The following is a 19382-nucleotide window of genomic DNA, read 5'->3' on the forward strand; positions in this document are numbered from 1 at the left end:
CCAGCCACAAGAAACCGCGAAACGTGAGGTGGAGCAGAACGCAAACACCACTGTGAATCGCGGAGAGGCGGGACCGGGCATGAGCGCGCCTGCGTTGGAACGGGTCGGGTTCGATGCGTTGGCCGACCAGGTGGCCGCCGTCGCGGAGGAGCACGTCGCCGAGGCCGACCGGGACGCGGTGTTCCCGGTGGCGGCGCTCGACGAACTCCGCCGCACCCGGTTGCTGGGGCTGCTGGTGCCCGTCGAGCACGGCGGGCTGGGCGGCGACCTCGCCGACGTGCTGCGGATCGGCATCCGGCTCGGGCGCGTGGACATGTCGCTGGCGATGATCTTCACGATGCACTGCCAGCAGGTCGCCGCGGTCGTCCGGCACGCGGCGGAGCCGCTGCGCTCGGAGCTGCTGGCCCGGCTGGGCAGCGGCGCGGAGTACCTGGCGTCGGTGACGACCGAGGTCGGCACCGGCGGGCACCTGCTCAGCGCCGGGTCGGCACTGCGCGCCGACGGCGAGCAGCTGGCCGTCGACCGGTTCGCGCCGATCGTGACCGGCGGTGCGCACGCCGACGGGTTCCTGATCACGATGCGCGCCGTCGAGGCCGATGCGCCGAACCAGGTGTCGCTGGTCTACGCCCGTCGCGACCAGCTCACCACCGACGGCTCCGGTGACTGGCAGCCGATGGGCATGCGCGCCAGCCACAGCATCGCGCTGCAGCTGACCGGAACCGTGCCCGCGCACCAGATCGTCGGTGCGCCAGGCGGTTTCGCCGACATCGCCGGTTCGGTGTTCGGGCCGCTCGCGCACCTCGGCTGGTCGGCGGCGTGGCTGGGCACCGCGGCCGGAGCGCTCTCGCGAGTGCTGCAGCTGCTGCGCAGCCCGGCCGGGCGCAAGCGGTTCGACGTCAAGTCGGAGCTGCTGCTGACCAGGCTCTCCACGGCCCGGCAGCGGCTGGACACCGTGCACGCCCTGCTGTGGCGGACCGAGGAGATGGTGCGCACCACCTCGGACCTGTCGCTGCCGAGGAACCAGCTGCTGCTCAACGCGCTCAAGATCACCGCGGCCGAGCAGTGCCACGCCGCGGTGAACGACCTGGTCGACGCCGTGGGGCTGCGGCACGGCTACCTCAAGGACTCGCCGACCAGGCTGGAGCAGGCGCTGCGCGACCTGCGCTCCGCCGCCCTGAACTACAGCAACGACCGGCTGCACCTCGCGGACGGCCGGCTCGCGCTGATGGACTCGGAGGTGCGCTTTGCCTGAGACGACGCTGGCACCGGAGCCGATGGTCGAACTCCCCGGCTTCGACGTGCTGGAGAAGGTCCTCGACGAGCTCGCCCCGGCGGCCTCGGCGCGGGAGATCTGGGCGGCGCTGGGCCAGGCGGGCCTGATCGAGCAGGTGTACCGGCACGGCTCGCCCGGCGCCGGGGTGATCCCGCCGCGCCTGGCGCGCGTGCTGGCGGCGGTGGACGCGCGATTCCCGGTGGACACAACGCTTTCCACGTGCGTGCAGCTCGCCACGGTGCTGCCGCTGCTCGCCGGGGACGAGGGCAGGCCCGCGCAGGTGCTCCACCGGGCGCTCGGCGGCGCGGCGACCGTCGGGCTGGCCGCCACCGACGTGGGCTCGGGATCGGACCTGACCGCCCTGGAAACCGAGGTGGCGCTCGGCGAGCGCGAGATCGTGCTCAACGGCACCAAGCGGTGGATCACCAACGCGGTGACGGCCGACGAGTTCCTGGTCCTGGCCCGCCATCGCAGCGGCAGGCACTTCACCAACTTCACCTGGGTCCTGGTGCCCGCCGGGACTCCCGGGGTGACCGCGCGGGCGGCGGACTCCGACCTGTTCCGCGGTTCCGGCGTCGGTGACGTGACCTTCGACGAGGTCCGGCTGGACCGGTCCTGCGTGGTGGGCAGGCCGGGGCGCGGTCTGGCGAGCTTCGCCAGGCACATCGCCACCGAGCGGCTGGCGGGTGCGCTGTGGGCGCTGGCGCTGTGCCGCCGCACGCTGGAGCACACGCTGCGCGGCCTGTCGGTGCGCCCGCACCAGCAGGGCACGCTGTGGGACCTGGACAGCGTGCGGCAGCGCTTCGCGGCGTGCCTGGTGGACCTGCGGCAGCTGGACGCGCTGGCCCGCGAGCTCAGCGACCGCATCGCGAGCCGGTTCGACACCTCCGCCGCCGCGCTGCTGAAAGCAGCGGTCGGCACCACTGTGGACAGAGTGCTCGCCGAGTGCGCGCAGCTGCAGGGCGCCGAGGGGTTCACCTCGGTCGGGGCGCAGCGGTTGCGGGCGCAGGCCGCGATCTTCGGGATCGGCGGCGGTACCACGGAAGTCGTGCGATCGGCGGTCGCCGACGACGCCGTGGTGGTGCTGGCCGAACTGGACCCGAGCGACTGGCCATGCACGACCGGCTGATCGAGGTCGCGGAGCGCACCTGGGTGGGCACCGGTGCGATCGAGCGGGTTCCGGACCGCGCGCACCCCGCGGACCTGGCGCGCACCGCGGGCATGCCGGGGTGGCGGGTGCGGGAGTTCCTGGCGGGCCGGAACCTGCTGCGGTCGATGCTGCGCGAGCTGCACCCGGAAGCGGCCGAGCTGGAGGTGACGGCTGCCGGCAACGGAAAGCCGCACCTGCTCGGCGAGCGGGGCCTGGGCATGAGCGTGTCGCACGACAGCGGCGTCGTCGCGGTGTGCGTGGCTCCCGGCCGCCGGGTCGGGGTCGACGTGCAGGGCCCGCCGGAGAAGCTCGAACGGGCGCTGGTGCGGCGCTGCTTGCGCGCCTACACCGACCAGGTCATGCAGTTGCCGTCGGCGCGCCGGGCCCTGGAGTTCGCCTGGGTGTGGACGGTGCAGGAGGCGTGCGTGAAGGCCACCGGCGAGGGAATCGGCGGCCGCCCGTGGGCGATCGACGTGCCGCCGGGCGCCGCCGCGGGCACCTGGGGCGAGCTCCGGTGGGTGAGTCTGCGCGGAGCTTCGGAGGTTCCGCTGAGCTGTGCCTTCGGGCCGGCAGGAGAGGAGGGAACGTGACCGCGACGTTGCGCGGCCAGGCCGAGTTGAGCTGCTACACGGCCAGTCTCGCCGCATACCTGGCCATCGAGGACCCCGACGTGTGGTGGCGGCTGGCCGAAGCGGTGCGCTTGCGCGTGCGACCGCACGACGGCGGGCTGATCTTCAGCCACCACGCGCGCATCGACCGGGGCGAGCTGATCTACGACAGCGCGGCGCAGTGGGCGGAGTGCGCGAAGGCGCTGCGCGCCGAGCTGGACGCGCACGGCCGCGTGCTCGCGGTCGCCAACACCGGCCACCTGCCCTGGGCGCCGGACTCCTCCGGGCAGGCACCGCACTGGGTGCTCCTGACCGAGGAAGCGGGCGGCTCCTGGCACGTCGTCGACGAGTTCGAGGCCCTGCTGCCGACCGGTGAGCAGCACCCGCAGGACCGCTGGCTCACCGACGCCGAGCTGCGCCGGATCATGACCCCGGTGCACGCCCCGTCGCCGTCGGTCCGCAACCGCGATGCGCACGCGCTCGGCGAGCAGGTCCCGCTGCCGCCCTACGAGCACTACCGCTGGCTGACCCGAACTGCCGGAACCGCGGCGGCGCAGCAGGACTGGCCCGGCGACACGGCGTCCACATTGGAGGAGATCGCCGAGCACCTCCTCCGCGACGGCGCGGAATCCCTGGCAGCGCACATCGAGGACATGTGGGCCGCCGCCCGCCACCACCGCTTCCAGCTGACCTCCTTCGTCACCGCGGGCCTGCTGACCGCGGAGCGGGCGCAGCCGGCGCTGGACGCGTGGGGCGAGCTGCCGAGATCGCTGCGCTTCGCGCTGGACTCGGCGCGCCGGTCCCGGCCCCGGCCGGGGCTGGTGGCCAAGACCTTCGCCCATCTGACCGAGGTGACCCGAGACCTGACCGCGAGGGGATGACGAGGAATGACCGACAAGACCACGATGTACGACTGGTTCGCGGCATCGGTGGCCGCGAACGGCAGCGGAATCGCGCTGGAGGTCGCCGGCCGGGCGCTGACCTACGCGGAGCTGGCCGGTCTCGCCGACGGCATCGCGGGCGCGATCGTCGAGCGCACCGGCGGATCGGTCCCGGCCAGGGTCGGGCTGCTGGCCGCGCGCAGCGTTGCGGCCTACGCGGGATACCTCGCGGTCCAGCGCCTGGGCGCGGCGGTGGTCCCGCTCAACCCGTCCTTCCCCGCGGTGCGCAACACCACCATCGCCGAGGAGGCCGGGCTCGACCTGGTGCTGGTGCAGGACGACCTGACCGCGGAGTTCCCGGTCCCGGTGCTGCGGCTGGGCGACGACGGCTTCGACGTGCAGCGCGAGCTGCCGGAACCGGCCGCGGGCCCGGAGGACCTCGCCTACGTCCTGTTCACCTCCGGCTCCACCGGCAGGCCCAAGGGCGTGCGCCTCCAGCACCGCAACGTCACCGCCTACCTGGAGCACGTCATCGCCCGCTACGAGGTCGGGCCCGGCGACCGGCTGTCGCAGACCTTCGACCTCACCTTCGACCCGTCGGTCTACGACATGTTCACCGCCTGGGGCGCCGGTGCCACGCTCGTCGTGCCCACCCGCAACGACGTGCTGTCGCCGGTCCGGTTCGTCGAGCGCAACCGCATCACGCACTGGAACTCGGTGCCGTCGGTGATCTCGCTGGCCACCCGGCTGCGCGCGCTGAAGCCCGGCACCATGCCGACGCTGCGGTGGAGCCTGTTCTGCGGCGAACCGCTCACCCTGCAGCAGGCGCGGGCCTGGCAGGCGGCGGCGCCGAACTCGGTGCTGGAGAACATCTACGGGCCGACGGAGATGACGGTGACCTGCACCGAGTACCGGCTGCCGCGAGACCCGGCGCAGTGGCCCAGCCCGGCCAACGGCACCGTGCCCATCGGAACCGCCTACCCGCACCTGGAGCACCTGGTGCTCGACGAGGACGGTCGGCCCGCCGACACCGGCGAGCTGTGCCTGCGCGGGCCGCAGCGCTTCCCCGGCTACGTCGACCCGGCGGGCAACGCGGGCCGCTTCGTCGGCTTCGACGGCGAGGTGGCCAGGGTCTACGACGGGGCGGAACCGCTGACCGACGACCACTGGTACCGCACCGGCGACCGGGTGGCGGTGGAGCAGGGCCAGCTGGTGCACCTCGGCCGCCTGGACCACCAGCTGAAGATCCGCGGCTACCGGGTGGAGCTGGGCGAGATCGAAGCCGCGCTGCGCGACCAGCCCGGCGTCGCCGACGCGGTCGTGCTGGCGGTCCAGGGCGAGGGCGGTGAGACCGAACTCGCCGCCGCCTACACCGGCGCGGTCGTCGACGACGAGGTCCTCGTCGAAGCGCTGGCGCGCCGCCTGCCCGGCTACATGGTGCCGCGCACGGTGGTGGCGTTCGAGCTCTTCCCGCTCAACCCGAACGGCAAGATCGACCGGAAGGCGCTGGGCGGCAGCCTGGCCGCGACCGCGGGGCGGCGATGACGATGACTGCTCAGGTGGATGTCCGGATCCCGCTGGACGGCAAGGCCTTCCGGCGCGCCATGGGGCTGTTCCCGACCGGCGTCACGCTGATCACGCGGGGCAGCGGCGCCGCGGCGGAGGTGATCACGGCCAACTCCGTCGTGTCGGTGTCCCTCGATCCGATCATGGTGCTCGTCGGGGTGCGGGCGGATGGCCGGATCCGGCCGCGGATCGACGCCGCGGGCAGCTTCGCGATCAACGTGCTCAGCGCGGAGCAGCAGGACCTGTCGGCGACGTTCGGCCGCCGGGAACGACCGCGCGGCCACGACGCCGCGCTGCTGCTCGGCGATGCGGTCGACGGCGCGGGCAACGTCCTGGTCGACGGTGCGGTGTTCGGGCTGGAGTGCCAGGTCGACATCGCGCACCGGGCGGGCGATCACGTGCTGTTCCTGGCGCGGGTGGTGGCGGTGCACATGGGCGAGGCGGACAAGAGCCCGCTGGTGTTCCACCGCGGTGGCTACGCCTCAGTGGCGTGAGGCGCCGGAGCGCTCGCCGGTCACCGGTCGGCTTCCGGTGACCGGCGGTTGCGCGAGGCGAAGCTGCGGGCCTTGTTCCGGTTGCCGCAGACCCGCATCGAGCACCAGCGCCTGCTGCGGTTCTTCGAGTTGTCCCAGAAGACCCAGCCGCAGTCCTCGGCCGGGCACCGCTTGATCCGCTCGTTCTCGCCGGTGATCAGCAGCACGGCGAGCGCGGCGGCCAGGGCGCCGAAGGCGCGGGACACGGCCGGCAGCTCCGGTGCGGGCTGCAGGGCGGAGCCAGCGGTGGCCGAGACCAGCAGCGGCAGCTCGCGCAGCACCGAATCCGCTTCGGCGAGCAGGTGGGCCTGCCGGTCCTCGGTGCCGAGCAGTTCCCGGACGCCGCTGCGGAACCGCAGGCACCGCTGGTGGTCCTCGGCGGTGACGACGGGCGTCGAGGTGGTCAGGCCGGTTTCGGCGAGCCACCGGGCCAGGTCCGGGACGTCGGCGAGGGCATCGGTCTCGTCCTCGACGTCGAGGGTGTTGGCGAAGGCCATGATCAACTCTGCCTGGGGCGACGGATCGGTCACCGGGCACCTCCCCTGACCTTCGATAACCGCTCAACTCGATAGCAGGTTACCCATTCGTCTGATGCGTGTGCAATGATGCGCCCACACACTATCCAGCAAAACGCGTTTGATGGTTATTTCGAGGTGGTTCGGATGACTGATCGACTCGTCGAGGACGCGCCCCCGGACGTGGCGGTGCGGCCGCGCGACCGCAGCGCGCACAACACGGTGGTCCTGGTGGTGTTCACCGCGATCACCAACCTGGCCGACGGCGTGGTCAAGATGGCGCTGCCGCTGATGGCGACCACGCTGACCTCCTCGCCCGGGCTGGTGGCGGCGGTGTCGCTGACGCTGACGCTCCCGTGGCTGCTGACGGCGCTGCACGTGGGTGTGCTGGTCGACCGCTTCGACCGGCGGAGGCTGCTGTGGCTGGCCAACCTCATGCGCCTGCTGACGCTGGCGGTGCTGCTGTCCGTCCACTTCTCGGACGGCATCACCATCCCGCTGCTGCTGATCGGCGGCGCGGTGCTGGGGATCGCGGAGGTGATCGCGCTGACCTCGGCGATGGCGCTGACGCCGACCGCGGTCGGGCCGCACTGGCGGGAGCGCGCCAACGCCTGGATCACCGGCGCGGAAACGGTCTGCAACGAGTTCTGCGGCCCGCTCGTCGGCGGCCTGCTGCTGGCGATCGGAAGCGCGTTCGCGCTCGGCGCCACGGCGGCGAGCTACGTGCTGGGCACGGTCGTGCTGGTGTTCCTGATCGGCCGCTTCCGCGTGCCGCGCGAGGCGAACGAGCAGCGGGAGAGCGTGAGCGCTCAGATCGGCAGCGGTCTGCGGTACGTGTGGAACCAGCAGCTGCTGCGGCTGATGGCGCTGGTGCTGACGGTGCTGTGCTCCTGCTGGGGCGCGTGGCTGGCCCTGATGCCGCTGATGGCGACCACCCAGCTGGGCCTGGACGCCCGCGAGTGGGGCATGCTGCTGAGCGCGCTGGGCATCGGCGGCCTGGTGGGCGCGCTGACGGTGACCACGGTCAACCGCCTCATCGGACGCCGGTGGGCCCTGTTCGCCGACCTGGTCGGCACCCTCGCGATGGTGGTGACGCCGGTGCTGACCACGGAGCTGTGGATCCTGGCCGCGGGCGCGTTCGTCGGCGGCATGGGCGGCACGCTGTGGGTGGTCAACGCGCGCACCATCGCCCAGTACCTGGTGGAGCCGGAGATGATGGGCCGCTACAGCTCGGTGGCGCGGCTGTTCAGCTGGGGAGCGATGCCGATCGGCGCCGGTCTCGTCGGCCTGCTGGCGGAGTTCTTCGGCATGCGGGCGGCGTTCATCATCTTCGCCGTGGCGGTCCTGATCACCATTCCGCCGTTCCTCCGCACCGTGACCCCGCAGGTCCTGGAGGCGGTCGAAGAGGCCAAGCAGCGCCAGATCGCCGAAGCCGCGCAGCACTGACCTCGCACGATCTCCGGCCGAGCCGGTCCGGTTCGGCGGCACCGGCTCCCCGCACCCCGGTCGTGGCGAAGCGGCCGCTGCTTCCGGGAGAATGCGGGCATGGTTGAGCAGAGCATCTGGATGCGGAAGGTCGCCGCCGACCCCGGGCACTCCTCCTGGTACGTCGAGCGCTTCCGCTCGATGGCCCGCGCCGGTGACGACCTCGCCGGGGAGGCCCGCCTGGTGGACGCCCTGGTGCCGCGCCGCGCCCGCATCCTCGACGCCGGCTGCGGCCCCGGCCGGGTCGGCGGCTGGCTGGCCGACGCCGGTCACGACGTCGTCGGCGTCGACGTCGACCCGTTCCTGATCGAGGCCGCCGAGCACGACCACCCGGGCCCGCGCTGGCTGGTCGGCGATCTGGCCGAGCTCGACCTCCCCGCTCGCGGCATCACCGAACCGTTCGACGCGATCGTCTGCGCGGGAAACGTGATGACCTTCCTCGCACCGACCACCCGCGGCGAGGTGCTGAAGCGGCTCCGCGCCCACCTCGCACCGGGCGGCCGGATCGCGATCGGTTTCGGCGCCGGCCGCGACTACGAGTTCTCCGCCTTCTTCGCGGACGCGGCGGCCGCCGGGCTCGAACCCGACCTGCTCCTGTCCACTTGGGATCTCCGCCCGTTCGCCGACGACTCGGACTTCCTGGTGGCGCTGCTCCGCGGCCGGTGAGCGCGAACCGATGAACGGGCCTGGTACCGGAGGTCAATTTTCTGTTACGGAAAAGGCGATTTCACACGTTCCAGGACTCGATCGCGCCGCGTTCCGGGAAAACCCCGGGAACGGACCAACGCCGCCGTCGCCGGAATCGTTTCCCGAGGCTCGCTGCCGCGATTGACCAGCGGTGATCGGCCGCCCCGCCGCCGTTCCGCGACCGGAACGGGTCGGCGGTGCGCACCGGCGCGATACAACGTCCGGATCATCGGCGTGCGCTGGATGGTGGCGAGAGCGTTCCTGACGCGCGCGCCGATCCCGTTGCGCGCCTTGGGGAAGTCCACGCTGATTGGCCGATGGCGAGGTGTTGACCAGCCGTTACGATGCCTAGTTGGCTCAGGTAGGACGACTTTCGCTCGCTGTGGGGGGTTCGATGATTTCGGTGCGGGCGACGTGATGGTCACCGGACGAGGGGGTTCAGGGTCGTGAGCGGGAGCGGATCCGGCTTCCACGGCGAGCCCGCGTTCCGGGTGCTGGGGCCGGTGGAGATCGGGACGGGTGATGCCGCACGCCACGTGACCGCCTACCGGCAGCGCACCGTGCTGGGCCTGTTCCTGTTGCGGGTCAACGAGTTCGTCTCGGTGGAAGAGCTGATCGACGCCATCTGGGGCGAAGCGCCGCCGCCGACCGCCCGCGAGCAGGTCCAGATCTGCGTGTCCAGGTTGCGCCAGATGCTCACCGGGATCGGCGAGCCGCGGTCGATCGTGACGCGCTCGGGCGGCTACGTCTGCCAGGTGGACCCTGCCCGCGTGGACGCGGCGCTGTTCGAGGAGTACTCGCGGGCGGGCGAGGAGCACGGCGCCGCGGGCCGGACGGCGGAGGGCGCGGAGATGTTCCGGCGCGCGCTGGCCCTGTGGCGCGGCGAGGTGCTGGCCGGTGCTTCGGGCAAGGCCCGGCTGCTGGCCGATGCGTTGGTGGAGAAGAAGATCGGGGTCGTCGAGCACTGCGTCGAGCTGGAACTGGAGCTGGGCAAGCACCGGGAGCTCATCGGCGAGCTGGCCGGGCTGGTGGCCGAACACCCGTGGCGGGAGCAGCTGCGCGCCTACCTCATGGTCGCGCTGCACCGCTCGGGCAGGCAGGCCGAAGCGCTGGAGGCCTACCGGCAGGCCAGGCGGGACTTCATCGACGAGCTCGGCATCGAACCGAGCGATTCGCTGCGGCAGCTCGAATCCGTGATCCTCTCCGGCGCGGACGAGCCCGAGATCGACGGCGTGGTGCCCTCCGGTCCGCTGCGGCGGGCCGAGGACGTGGTGCCGCGCCAGCTGCCCGCTGCCATCGGCGACTTCACCGGCCGCGGCCTCGCCGTGTCGGCCATCGAGGAGAAGCTCGGCGGCCCCGCGGTGGAGAACACGATGCGGATCGTGTGCATCGCCGGGCGGGGCGGCATCGGCAAGACGGCGCTCGCGGTCTACGTGGCGCACCGACTGTGCGACGACTACCCGGACGGCCAGCTCTTCGTCAACCTCCGCGGCACGACGGCACCGGTCGAGATCGCCGACGTCCTGGCCCGCTTCCTGCGCGCGATCGGCGTGCGGGACAGCGAGATCCCCACCGACCCGGACGAGCTGCAGGACCTCTACCGCAGCAGGCTGAGCGGGCGGCGCATGCTGGTGGTGCTCGACGACATCGCGGGGGAGGAGCAGATCACGCCGCTGCTGCCCGGCAGCCCGAGCTGCTCGGTGATCGTCACCTGCCGGCGGCCGCTGGGGATCCTCCCGGGCGCGGTGACGCTCAACCTCGACATCCTGGAGGGCAAGCAGGCGCGCAACCTGCTCGCCCGGCTGGTGGGTCACGAGCGGGCGAGCGCGGAGAGCGAATCGCTGGACACCCTGACCCAGCTGTGCGGTCACTGGCCGCTGGCGATCCGCATCATCGGCGCCCGGCTGGCCGGGAAACCGCACTGGACGCTGTCGGCGATGGTGGAGCGGTTGCAGGACGAGCAGGGCAGGCTCGACGAGATCGCCTACGGCAACCTGCACGTGCGCTCGACCCTGTCGATCTCCTACGACGGCCTCTCGCCGGAGGCGAAGCGCCTGTTCCGGCTGCTGGGCCTGTGCCGGGTGCCGGACTTCGCGCTGTGGGTGCCCGCCGCGCTGCTGGACACCGGCCTGCGCACGGCGGGCGACGTCCTGGAGGAGCTGATCGAGGCGAAGCTGGTCGACGTGGTGGCGGCGCAGGGCACCCGCTTCGGCTGGCACGACCTGATCCGGATCTTCGCGGTGGAGCGGTTGCGCGAGGAGGACCCGGCGGCGCGCGCAGCGGCCGAACGGCGCCTGCTGGGCGCCTACCTGGGCTTGGTGCGCGAGGCGCACCGCCGGTTGTACGGCGGCGACTACACGGTGCTGCACGGTGACGGCTACCGCTGGGAACTCCCCGAGAACCAGGTGGACCGGCTGCTGTCGGAACCGATGGGCTGGTTGGAGGCCGAAGAAGCGGGTCTGGTCGCCGCGGTGCACCAAGCCGCGGAGGCGGAGGCCGACGAGCAGTGCTGGGACCTGGCGCTGACGTCGGTGACGCTGTTCGAAGCGCGCGGCCAGGTGCACCGCTGGCAGGAAACGCACGAGCGGGCCCTGGAATGCGTCCGCCGCGCGGGCAACCGCCGCGGTGAGGCGGCCATCCTGTGCTCGCTGGGATCGCTGCGCCAGACGACGCGCGGCGACTCCGGCGTCGAACTCCTGGAGGACGCGCTGCGGCTGTTCGCCGAGCTCGGCGAACAGCACGGACAGGCGCTGGCGCTGCGCAACCTGGCCTTCGCCGACCGCATCGCCGGTCAGTACGACAGCGCGGCGGTGCGCTACACCGCCGCGGTGGAGAGCTTCCGCGAGGTCGGCGACCTCGTCGCGGAGGCGCACACGCTGATCAGCCTGGCGCAGGTGCACTCGGGCCTGCGGCGCTTCGACGAGGCGACCCGGGCGCTGAGCGAGTCGATGAGGTTGTGCCACCGCACCGGGAACCGCCGCGTCGAGGCCCAGGCGTGGCAGCGCTACGGCGAGCTCTACCTGCAGCAGGAGCTGTTCAGCAAGGCCGAGGAGGCCTTCCGCAAGGTGCTGGAGCTGGTCCTGCCGATGGGCGACCGGGTGGGCGAGGTCTTCGCCCTGAGCGGGCTCGGCGCGACGTGGACCGAGCAGCGCAAGTACCTGGAATCGGAGAAGGCCCTCACCCGCGCGCTGGAACTGTGCCAGCTGGTCAGCGCGCACCTGGGCGAAGGCCAGGTGCTGCTGGAACTGGGCTGGTTGCACCTGGCGAGGCAGGAGCTCAACAGCGCCGACGAGTACCTCCTGCGCGCATCGGATTCGTTCGAGGAGCTCCGGGCCAAGCTCTGGCAGGCCCGAACCCTCGACGCGCTGGCCCAGGTCCGCCTCCACAGCGACCAACGAGCGGCGGCGGGCACGCTGTGGCTCAAGGCCCTCGACCTGATCAAGTCGACCACCTCGCACGAGGCGGAGAAGCTCGCCGAGCGCATCGAACGCCAGCTGCGAGTCCTGGAAAGCCCGCTGCCCGAGTGACGGTGATCAGCCCCGAAGGGCGTCGTGGCGCCGGAGGCGGCGAAGGCGACGTTCGCGCTTCCGGCAACCGGAATCGCGGCGAGCACGGCGACGGCGACAGCGTTCTTCTTCCCGATGGCGCCACGGCGAGGAAGGTGTTCGGACCGCGTAGTGGCGTTGCGGGGTCTACCTTCCCGGCTCAGGGAGGAATTGCCCGCTGGCCGGGGTGCGCACCTGGTAACCGGCGACCAGAGCTCCGGCGAAGACGAGGAGATAGGCGTTGCCGTAGAGGATCTCCACGCCCTGCCACGGTGGTACCGCGCTGATGCCGAGCACGGGGAAGTGGATGTCGAGCCCGAACAGGACGTGCACCGGCCAGGCGAAGGTGAGCGCGAGCAGACCGGCGATGACGGCGGGGGATGCGCACCTGACGGCCAGCACGGCCAGCGGAGCGATCCACACCCAGTGGTGGCTCCAGGAGAACGGGGAGACGGCGGTCGCGGTCAGGCCGCAGAGAGTCAGCCCGAACAGCTCGTGGCCACGAGCGCGCGCGACGGCGGCCAGGCCGATCCCCAGCGCCACCACGGCGATCGCGCAGATCAGCCACATCAGTCGTTGGGCGTCCCCGACACCGATGAGCCGGGCGATCAGGCCGTTGATCGACAGGTTTCCAGATCCGTCGGTGTCCGAGAACCTGGTGTTGTCCAGGAACGTTCCTCCCCAGTAGCGCGCCGAGTCCTTCGGGGCGATGAGGAACCCGGCGCCGGTGGTGGCAGTCGCCGTGATCGCTGCCGCAGCCGCGGCCCGGAACCGTCGCGTGCACAGCAGGTAGACGATGAACAGGCCCGGGGTGAGCTTGATGGCGGTTGCGATGCCGAGCCCCACTCCGCTCCACCACCTGCCGCGAGCGGTGAGGTCGAAGAGCACGATCGCCAGCAGCAGCAGATTGATCTGCCCGAGCCACATGGTCCACGTGATCGGTTCCAGCACGAACAGCAAACCGGTGATCGCCACCGCAGCCCGGCGCAGCTCCCGATCCGGGAGGTGCCCGATGCAGCGCAGGCACCGCCACACCACGGCGGCCAGGAGGGCGATGTGCGACGGGATGACCAGTGCTTGGCACAGCCACGCCGGGACCAGGGCCAACGGCGTGAACAACACGGCAGCGAACGGCGTGTAGGTGAAGGGGAAGCTGCCAACGGCCACGCGCAGATCGGCTTCGTACAGCGGTTCTCCGTGCAGCAGAGCGGCGCCACCGGCCCGGTAGACGGTGATGTCGAGGAAATCACCGACGACCATCTGCCCGGTGAACGCCCAGTGCAGCAACGACGGAACGGCGAACACCGCTGCCGAGAGCACGACGATGACCACCACGTGCTGGGACAACCATCGAAGCCGCGGCGAAAGTCGTTTCTCCCCGGCCGAACCCGAACCTGCACGCCCGTCCTTCAGTTCTGAAATGACGCTGGCCACGAGGACGGTGCGCCAAGTGCTGATCTGCGGTGCTCCGCCGCCCGGCAGCGTTGTCCAGTGAACCGCGCTGCCCGGAGCTTCAAGCTACATCACCACGCCCGAGTTCCATCCGCGTTTCAGGAAAGTTGCGGAGGGCTCGCGCGAATCGCGGTCTCCTCGCACCGCGCCGAGAGTCAGGATGCGTGCCCAGGGTCAGTCGTCGTCGCAGGTGCGGCGGCGTTCCAGGAAGACGGTGTCGCGCCAGGTTCCGTGGTGCTGGGCGATGCGCTCGCGGACGCCGACGGTGCGGAACCCCGCGGAGTAGTGCAGGGCCAGGCTGGCGCGGTTCTCCGGGAAGATCGAGGTCTGCAGCGTCCACAGCCCGTCGAGGTCGGCGGCGGTGACCTGCTTGTGCAGCAGGGCTTTCCCGACGCCGCGACCGCGGAACGCTTCGCCCACGTAGAGCGAGTTCTCGCCGACTCCGGCGTAGCAGTCCCGGTTGGACACCGGCGTGATGGCGGCCCACCCGGCGACCTCGCCGTCGATCTCGGCGACCCACCGGTGCGCCGGGAGCCACTTGGCCTCCAGCGCCTTGCGCGGTGGCACGTCGGTTTCGAAGGTGGCGTCGCCGGTGGCGATGCCCTCGGCGTAGATGCGGCGCACCGCGGGCCAGTCGGCGGCGTCGAGGGCGCGGACCGCGACGTCCGCGGGGAGATCGGTGGGGCAGCAGGGGCGGGCGAGCATGCCCATGACGGCTTCGGCGGCGTGCGGCAGGCCGGTGCAGCACGCGGTGTTGATCGAGACCCGGGTGGCGGTGCCCTGCTTGGACAGCACCACGAAGCCGACGTCGGCGAGCTTGCGCACGTGGTGGGAGCAGGTCGACTGGCTGATGCCCAGCAGCTCGGTCAGCGCCCCCACGGTGGTCGATCCGGCGGCGGCGACCGCGTGCAGCAGCCGCACGCGCATGGGTTCGGCGAGGCTGGCGAACCAGCCCGCGTAGGTCGCCGCGGCCTCGGCGGGCAGCAACTGCGTCTCGGACGTCGTCATGAGCACAAGTATCGACACAGATCGATGGTTGCGTCAATCGATGCTCATCGATACATTCGGTCCATCATTCATCGAACGCCATCGATTAAAGGAGTGACTCGTGGACGAGCTGCCGGTTGTGGTGGTCGGTGCGGGCCCCATCGGGTTGGCCGCAGCGGCACACCTGGCTGAACGCGGATTCGAACCGCTCGTGCTGGAAGCGGCAGGGGAGATCGGGGCCTCGGTCCGCGAGTGGGGCCACGTGCGGCTGTTCTCGCGCTGGGCGGAGCTGATCGATCCGGCCGCCGCCCGGCTCCTGGAAACCCGGGAATGGCGACGCCCGGATGCGGCCGCCTACCCGACGGGCGCGGACTGGGTGTCGGAGTACCTGGAGCCGCTCGGAGCGGCCCTCGGCGACCGGGTGCGGCTGGGCGCGCGAGTCGTCGGAGTGGCGCGGCGGGGCCGGGACCGCGTGGTCGACGCGGGACGCGACACCGAACCGCTGACCGTGCACGTGGCCGGCGAGGAGCGGATCACGGCGCGGGCGGTCGTCGACGCCTCCGGCACCTGGAGCTCGCCGAACCCGCTGGGCGGCGACGGGCTGCCCGCGCTCGGCGAACGCGCGGCACGGGAGCGGATCACCTACCAGGTCCCGGACTTCGCCGATGAGCAGGTGCGGGCGCGGTTCGCGGGCAAGCGCGTGGCGATCGCCGGCAGCGGGCACTCGGCGCTGACCGCCCTGGTCGGGCTGGCGCAGATCGCCGAAGAGGTGCCGGGCACCGAGATCGTGTGGGTGCTGCGCCGCGGCACGTCGGGCAACGTCTTCGGCGGCGGCGAGGCCGACCAGCTCCCCGCGCGCGGCGCGCTCGGGCTGCGCGCCCGCCAGGCTGTCGAGGAGGGCTGCGTCCGGACGGTGACCGGCTTCCGCACCGCCTCCGTCGAACCGGACGGCGACGGCCGCCTGGTGCTGACCTCCTTCGACGGGAACAAGACCGGCCCGGTCGACGAAGTCGTGGTGCTGACCGGGTTCCGGCCGGACCTGTCGTGGCTGTCGGAGATCCGCCTCGAACGGGACCCGGTGCTGCAGGCCCCGGCCGAGCTCGCGCCGCTGATCGACCCGAACGTGCACTCCTGCGGCACCGTCTACCCGCACGGCGCGAAGGAGCTCTCGCACCCCGAGCCCGGGGTGTTCCTGGCCGGGATGAAGAGCTACGGCCGTGCGCCGACGTTCCTGGCGATGACCGGCTACGAGCAGGTGCGCAGCGTGGCCGCCGCGATCGCAGGCGACACCGAGGCCGCCGAACGCGTCGAACTCGTCCTGCCCGAAACCGGGGTCTGCGGCGGCGCCGGTCTGTTCGACGAGCCCGAGGCGGAGAAGGGCGGCTGCTGCGCCGCACCGGAGGTCATCGCACCGCCCCGCGCGGGCTAACCAGCGGCTTCGTCGCGCTGGAGCTCCTCGGCGATCTCGGCCGCGGTCACCTTCGCGATCCGGCTCGCGCCGACCAGCGTGGCCGCGGCCCAGCCGGTCCAGTCCCCGTAGCCGAGCAGGTGCAGCCGCGGCTCCTGCAGGCAGCGGGTTCCCTCGGTCGGGACCACGTCGTCGTCCACCGCCAGCCCGAGGGGTGCGAGGTGACCGAGGTCCGGGCGGAAGCCGGTGCACCAGATGATCGCGTCGCAGTCGAGCTCGCGGCCGTCGTCCCAGCCGACACCGCGTTCGGTGAGCCGGTCGAACATCGGCTCCGCGCGCAGCACACCGCGATCGCGGGCGTCGCGGACGCCGGGCAGCATCACGATGTCGCCGAGGCTCCTGGTCCCGCCGCTGTCGGGGAGCCCGGCGCGGCGGGCGGCTTCGCGCTGCGTGGCCACGTCGAACAGCACCCGGCCGTCGACGTCGTCCGGCATGAACCGCGGCGGCCGGCGAGTCGCCCACGTCGTCTCCGCGACCGTGGAGACCTCCGCGAGGATCTGAGCGGCGGAGTTGCCGCCGCCGACCACCACCACGCGCTGCCCGGCGAACTCCTGCGGAGACCGGTAGTCGGTGGTGTGCAGCTGCCGGCCCGCGAACAGTTCCCGGCCGGGGTAGTGCGGCAGGTGCGGAGCGCCCCAGGTGCCGGTCGCGCTGATCACCACCCGCGCCCGCCACACACCCTGGTCGGTCTGCACCGCCAACCACGCGCCCGCGCCGTGCACGCCCCGCACCCGCACGGGCCGCTGCACCGGGAGGTCGTAGCGCTGCTCGTAGGCGGCGAGGTAGCCCGCGACGTGCTCGGCCGTCGGGAACTCCTCGCCGGGTTGCCGGGGCATCCACCAGCCCGGCAGCGGGCTGTACTCGGCGGGGGAGAACAGCCGCAACGAGTCCCAGCAGTGCCGCCAGGCGCCCCCGGGCCCGGGCTGGTCGTCGAGGACGACGAAGTCCACGCCCGCCCGCCGCAGGAAGTACCCCGCAGCCAAACCGGCCTGACCGCCGCCGATCACCACCACGTCCCGAACCTCGGTCACCCGCGCCTCCCGACTCCACGACCTCCCGAGGTGCCGGTCACACCGCCGCGGGGAGGCCGCCACCGAGCTTGCTTCCTGCATCGATGACTGTCAAATTAGATCCATGTCGAAACAAGAGTTGCCGATCGTCGACGCCTGCGCGACCCAGGTGATGCGCGAGCCGCTGACCGCCGAGCAGGCGGCGGAGCTGGCCAAGGCGTTCAAGGCGATCGGTGACCCGGTCCGGCTGCGGCTGCTGTCGCTGATCGCCTCCCACGCGGGCGGCGAAGCGTGCGTGTGCGACCTCACCGGGGCCTTCGAGCTGTCCGGGCCGACGATCTCCCACCACCTCAAGGTGCTGCGCGAGGCCGGGCTCATCACCGGCGAACGCCGCGGCACCTGGGTCTACTACCAGGCCCGCCCCGAAGCGCTCAAGCCGCTGGCCGAGTCGCTGCTGCCCGCGCAGGCGGTGACGGCATGACCCGGACCGCCGAGCAGGCCGTGGTGGCGAAGCTGTCCACACTGGACCGGTTGCTGCCGGTGTGGATCGGCGCGGCGATGGTGCTGGGCCTGCTGGCCGGGCGGTGGATCCCCGGCCTGGGCCCCGCGCTGGACGCCGTGCAGCTCGACGGCGTATCGCTGCCGATCGCGCTGGGCCTGCTGGTGATGATGTACCCGGTGCTGGCCAAGGTCCGCTACGACCGGCTCGACACCGTCACCGGCGACAAGCGCCTGATGATCTCCTCGCTGGTGCTCAACTGGATCCTCGGCCCGGCGCTGATGTTCGCGCTGGCCTGGATCTTCCTGGCCGACCTGCCCGAGTACCGCACCGGCCTGATCATCGTCGGCCTGGCCCGCTGCATCGCCATGGTCATCATCTGGAACGACCTCGCGTGCGGCGACCGCGAGGCGGCCGCGGTGCTGGTCGCGCTGAACTCGGTGTTCCAGGTCATCGCCTTCGCCGGACTCGGCTGGTTCTACCTCTCGGTGCTGCCCGGCTGGCTCGGCCTGCCCCAGGTGGGCCTGGAGGTCTCCGCGTGGGAGATCGCCAAGAACGTGCTGATCTTCCTCGGCATCCCGCTGGTCGCCGGCTTCCTCACCCGCAAGCTCGGCGAACGCGCCAAGGGCCGCGAGTGGTACGAATCCCGGTTCCTGCCCAAGATCGGCCCCGTCGCCCTCTACGGCCTGCTGTTCACCATCGTCATCCTCTTCGCCCTGCAGGGAGACGCGATCACGTCCAACCCGCTCGACGTCGCCCGCATCGCGCTGCCGCTGCTGGTCTACTTCGCCGTGATGTGGGCGGGATCGTTCGCGCTGGGCAAGGCCATCGGCCTGAACTACGAACGCTCCGCGACGCTGTCGTTCACCGCGGCGGGCAACAACTTCGAGCTGGCCATCGCGGTGGCCATCGCCACCTTCGGCGTCACCAGCGGCCAAGCCCTCGCGGGCGTCGTCGGCCCCCTCATCGAGGTCCCGGTGCTCGTCGGCCTGGTCTACGTCTCCCTCGCCGCCCGCCGCTGGTTCACCACCCAGTAAAGGAACTACCCGTGCCCACCACTCCTGAAGTCCTGTTCGTCTGCGTGCACAACGCGGGCCGCTCGCAGATGGCCGCCGCCCTGCTGCACCACCACGCCCAGGGCCGGGTCACCGTCCGCTCGGCCGGATCGGCACCGGCCGACACCATCAACCCCGCAGTCGCCGAGGTGATGGGCGAACTCGGCATCGACCTCTCCCAGGAGCTCCCGAAGAAGCTCACCACCGACGCGGTCGAAGCGGCCGACGTGGTGATCACCATGGGCTGCGGCGACGCCTGCCCGGTCTTCCCGGGAAAGCGCTACCTCGACTGGGAACTCACCGACCCGGCGGGCAAACCCGTCGACGAAGTCCGCCCGATCCGCGACGACATCGACCACCGAGTCCGCGCCCTGCTCGCCGAACTCGTCCCGGAAGAACGCTGATCGTCGACGGCCGGGTGCACCGCGTGACGCTGGTCGAACAAGTGGGGCAGAAACGACACCGCCGCGTTCCGCGCTGAGATCGAACGCCGCCGGCTGTGGAACAGGTGGTTCAACGCGGGCAGGCGGGTGGTAGCGGCCTGAGCGATGACACCCGCGCCGATTCGAAAGATCGATCGGTGCGGGCTCCCGCCTGTGGCGCGTGCGCACTTGCCGGGACGGCTCCGCGTGGAGAACGTAGGAGCGTGCGCACCGCGGCACGCCGGC

17 protein-coding genes are annotated in these 19382 nt (G+C 71.8%); 13 read left to right on the forward strand and 4 right to left on the reverse strand.

Features of this window, described 5'->3' with window-relative positions; all coding sequences use genetic code 11:
* Positions 1-79 precede the first annotated feature (79 nt).
* Genes OU416_RS23770 through OU416_RS23795 form a run of 6 tightly spaced genes read left to right on the forward strand, consistent with a single transcriptional unit; the run spans position 80 to position 5972 of the window.
* Complete coding sequence (locus OU416_RS23770; RefSeq protein ID WP_270929235.1) at positions 80-1252, forward strand: acyl-CoA dehydrogenase family protein; 1173 nt, start codon at positions 80-82, stop codon at positions 1250-1252.
* On the forward strand, positions 1245-2402 hold the full coding sequence (locus tag OU416_RS23775) for an acyl-CoA dehydrogenase (RefSeq protein ID WP_270929236.1): 1158 nt from the start codon (positions 1245-1247) through the stop codon (positions 2400-2402). Before OU416_RS23770 ends, OU416_RS23775 begins: the two co-directional genes overlap by 8 nt.
* Entirely contained in the window at positions 2387-3013 is a 627-nt protein-coding gene (locus OU416_RS23780) for a 4'-phosphopantetheinyl transferase family protein (RefSeq protein ID WP_270929237.1), read from the forward strand. The genes OU416_RS23775 and OU416_RS23780 overlap by 16 nt, the downstream gene beginning before the upstream one ends.
* Positions 3010-3912, forward strand: coding sequence for a hypothetical protein (locus tag OU416_RS23785; protein ID WP_270929238.1), 903 nt, complete (start codon positions 3010-3012; stop codon positions 3910-3912). The genes OU416_RS23780 and OU416_RS23785 overlap by 4 nt, the downstream gene beginning before the upstream one ends.
* A gap of 6 nt (positions 3913-3918) precedes the next feature.
* Complete coding sequence (locus tag OU416_RS23790) at positions 3919-5457, forward strand: amino acid adenylation domain-containing protein (protein WP_270929239.1); 1539 nt, start codon at positions 3919-3921, stop codon at positions 5455-5457.
* A gap of 2 nt (positions 5458-5459) precedes the next feature.
* On the forward strand, positions 5460-5972 hold the full coding sequence (locus OU416_RS23795) for a flavin reductase family protein (RefSeq protein ID WP_270929240.1): 513 nt from the start codon (positions 5460-5462) through the stop codon (positions 5970-5972).
* A gap of 20 nt (positions 5973-5992) precedes the next feature.
* Here OU416_RS23795 and OU416_RS23800 read toward each other — a convergent pair whose 3' ends face one another.
* Positions 5993-6541, reverse strand: a complete 549-nt coding sequence (locus OU416_RS23800; RefSeq protein ID WP_270929241.1) for a CGNR zinc finger domain-containing protein — start codon at positions 6539-6541, stop codon at positions 5993-5995.
* A gap of 132 nt (positions 6542-6673) precedes the next feature.
* Between OU416_RS23800 and OU416_RS23805 the strand changes: the two genes are divergently transcribed.
* The 3 genes from OU416_RS23805 (at position 6674) to OU416_RS23815 (ending at position 12225) form a co-directional block, all read left to right on the forward strand.
* Entirely contained in the window at positions 6674-7972 is a 1299-nt protein-coding gene (locus tag OU416_RS23805; protein ID WP_270929242.1) for an MFS transporter, read from the forward strand.
* A gap of 99 nt (positions 7973-8071) precedes the next feature.
* Positions 8072-8677, forward strand: coding sequence for a class I SAM-dependent methyltransferase (locus OU416_RS23810; protein ID WP_270929243.1), 606 nt, complete (start codon positions 8072-8074; stop codon positions 8675-8677).
* Between the two features lie 467 nt (positions 8678-9144).
* Positions 9145-12225: an AfsR/SARP family transcriptional regulator gene (locus OU416_RS23815; protein WP_270929244.1), complete on the forward strand. Its 3081-nt coding sequence runs from the start codon at positions 9145-9147 to the stop codon at positions 12223-12225.
* A 165-nt stretch (positions 12226-12390) separates the two neighbouring features.
* Here OU416_RS23815 and OU416_RS23820 read toward each other — a convergent pair whose 3' ends face one another.
* Together OU416_RS23820 and OU416_RS23825 are read right to left on the reverse strand one after the other, a co-directional pair.
* Positions 12391-13590, reverse strand: a complete 1200-nt coding sequence (locus OU416_RS23820) for a glycosyltransferase 87 family protein (RefSeq protein ID WP_270929245.1) — start codon at positions 13588-13590, stop codon at positions 12391-12393.
* A gap of 279 nt (positions 13591-13869) precedes the next feature.
* Positions 13870-14703 carry a helix-turn-helix domain-containing GNAT family N-acetyltransferase gene (locus tag OU416_RS23825; RefSeq protein WP_270929246.1) on the reverse strand — a complete coding sequence of 278 codons (834 nt, stop codon included), beginning with the start codon at positions 14701-14703 and terminating at the stop codon, positions 13870-13872.
* 100 nt (positions 14704-14803) lie between these two features.
* Between OU416_RS23825 and OU416_RS23830 the strand changes: the two genes are divergently transcribed.
* A complete protein-coding gene (locus tag OU416_RS23830) occupies positions 14804-16111 on the forward strand; it encodes an FAD-dependent oxidoreductase (RefSeq protein WP_270929247.1) in 1308 nt (435 codons plus the stop codon).
* Here OU416_RS23830 and OU416_RS23835 read toward each other — a convergent pair.
* Positions 16108-17181: an ArsO family NAD(P)H-dependent flavin-containing monooxygenase gene (locus OU416_RS23835; RefSeq protein ID WP_270929248.1), complete on the reverse strand. Its 1074-nt coding sequence runs from the start codon at positions 17179-17181 to the stop codon at positions 16108-16110. The two genes, OU416_RS23830 and OU416_RS23835, sit on opposite strands and share 4 nt — an antisense overlap.
* Positions 17182-17284: 103 nt before the next feature.
* Here OU416_RS23835 and OU416_RS23840 point away from each other — a divergent pair, with 103 nt between their 5' ends.
* From OU416_RS23840 to OU416_RS23850, 3 genes are all read left to right on the forward strand, one after another.
* Positions 17285-17641, forward strand: a complete 357-nt coding sequence (locus OU416_RS23840) for an ArsR/SmtB family transcription factor (RefSeq protein WP_270929249.1) — start codon at positions 17285-17287, stop codon at positions 17639-17641.
* Positions 17638-18696 carry an ACR3 family arsenite efflux transporter gene (gene arsB, locus OU416_RS23845; protein ID WP_270929250.1) on the forward strand — a complete coding sequence of 353 codons (1059 nt, stop codon included), beginning with the start codon at positions 17638-17640 and terminating at the stop codon, positions 18694-18696. The genes OU416_RS23840 and arsB overlap by 4 nt, the downstream gene beginning before the upstream one ends.
* A gap of 68 nt (positions 18697-18764) precedes the next feature.
* Entirely contained in the window at positions 18765-19118 is a 354-nt protein-coding gene (locus OU416_RS23850; RefSeq protein WP_372907170.1) for an arsenate reductase/protein-tyrosine-phosphatase family protein, read from the forward strand.
* The last annotated feature ends 264 nt before the right edge of the window (positions 19119-19382 follow it).

Origin of the sequence: Saccharopolyspora indica, from assembly GCF_027853965.1 — a bacterium.
GTDB lineage: Bacteria > Actinomycetota > Actinomycetes > Mycobacteriales > Pseudonocardiaceae > Saccharopolyspora > Saccharopolyspora indica.

Coding starts and splice junctions, on each gene's coding strand:
- OU416_RS23805 (WP_270929242.1), top strand. CDS start 6,674: ATGACTGATCGACTCGTCGAGGACGCGCCCCCGGACGTGGCGGTGCGG.
- OU416_RS23825 (WP_270929246.1), bottom strand. CDS start 14,703: ATGACGACGTCCGAGACGCAGTTGCTGCCCGCCGAGGCCGCGGCGACC.
- OU416_RS23810 (WP_270929243.1), top strand. CDS start 8,072: ATGGTTGAGCAGAGCATCTGGATGCGGAAGGTCGCCGCCGACCCCGGG.
- OU416_RS23780 (WP_270929237.1), top strand. CDS start 2,387: ATGCACGACCGGCTGATCGAGGTCGCGGAGCGCACCTGGGTGGGCACC.
- OU416_RS23770 (WP_270929235.1), top strand. CDS start 80: ATGAGCGCGCCTGCGTTGGAACGGGTCGGGTTCGATGCGTTGGCCGAC.
- arsB (WP_270929250.1), top strand. CDS start 17,638: ATGACCCGGACCGCCGAGCAGGCCGTGGTGGCGAAGCTGTCCACACTG.
- OU416_RS23795 (WP_270929240.1), top strand. CDS start 5,460: ATGACTGCTCAGGTGGATGTCCGGATCCCGCTGGACGGCAAGGCCTTC.
- OU416_RS23850 (WP_372907170.1), top strand. CDS start 18,765: ATGGCCGCCGCCCTGCTGCACCACCACGCCCAGGGCCGGGTCACCGTC.
- OU416_RS23790 (WP_270929239.1), top strand. CDS start 3,919: ATGACCGACAAGACCACGATGTACGACTGGTTCGCGGCATCGGTGGCC.
- OU416_RS23840 (WP_270929249.1), top strand. CDS start 17,285: ATGTCGAAACAAGAGTTGCCGATCGTCGACGCCTGCGCGACCCAGGTG.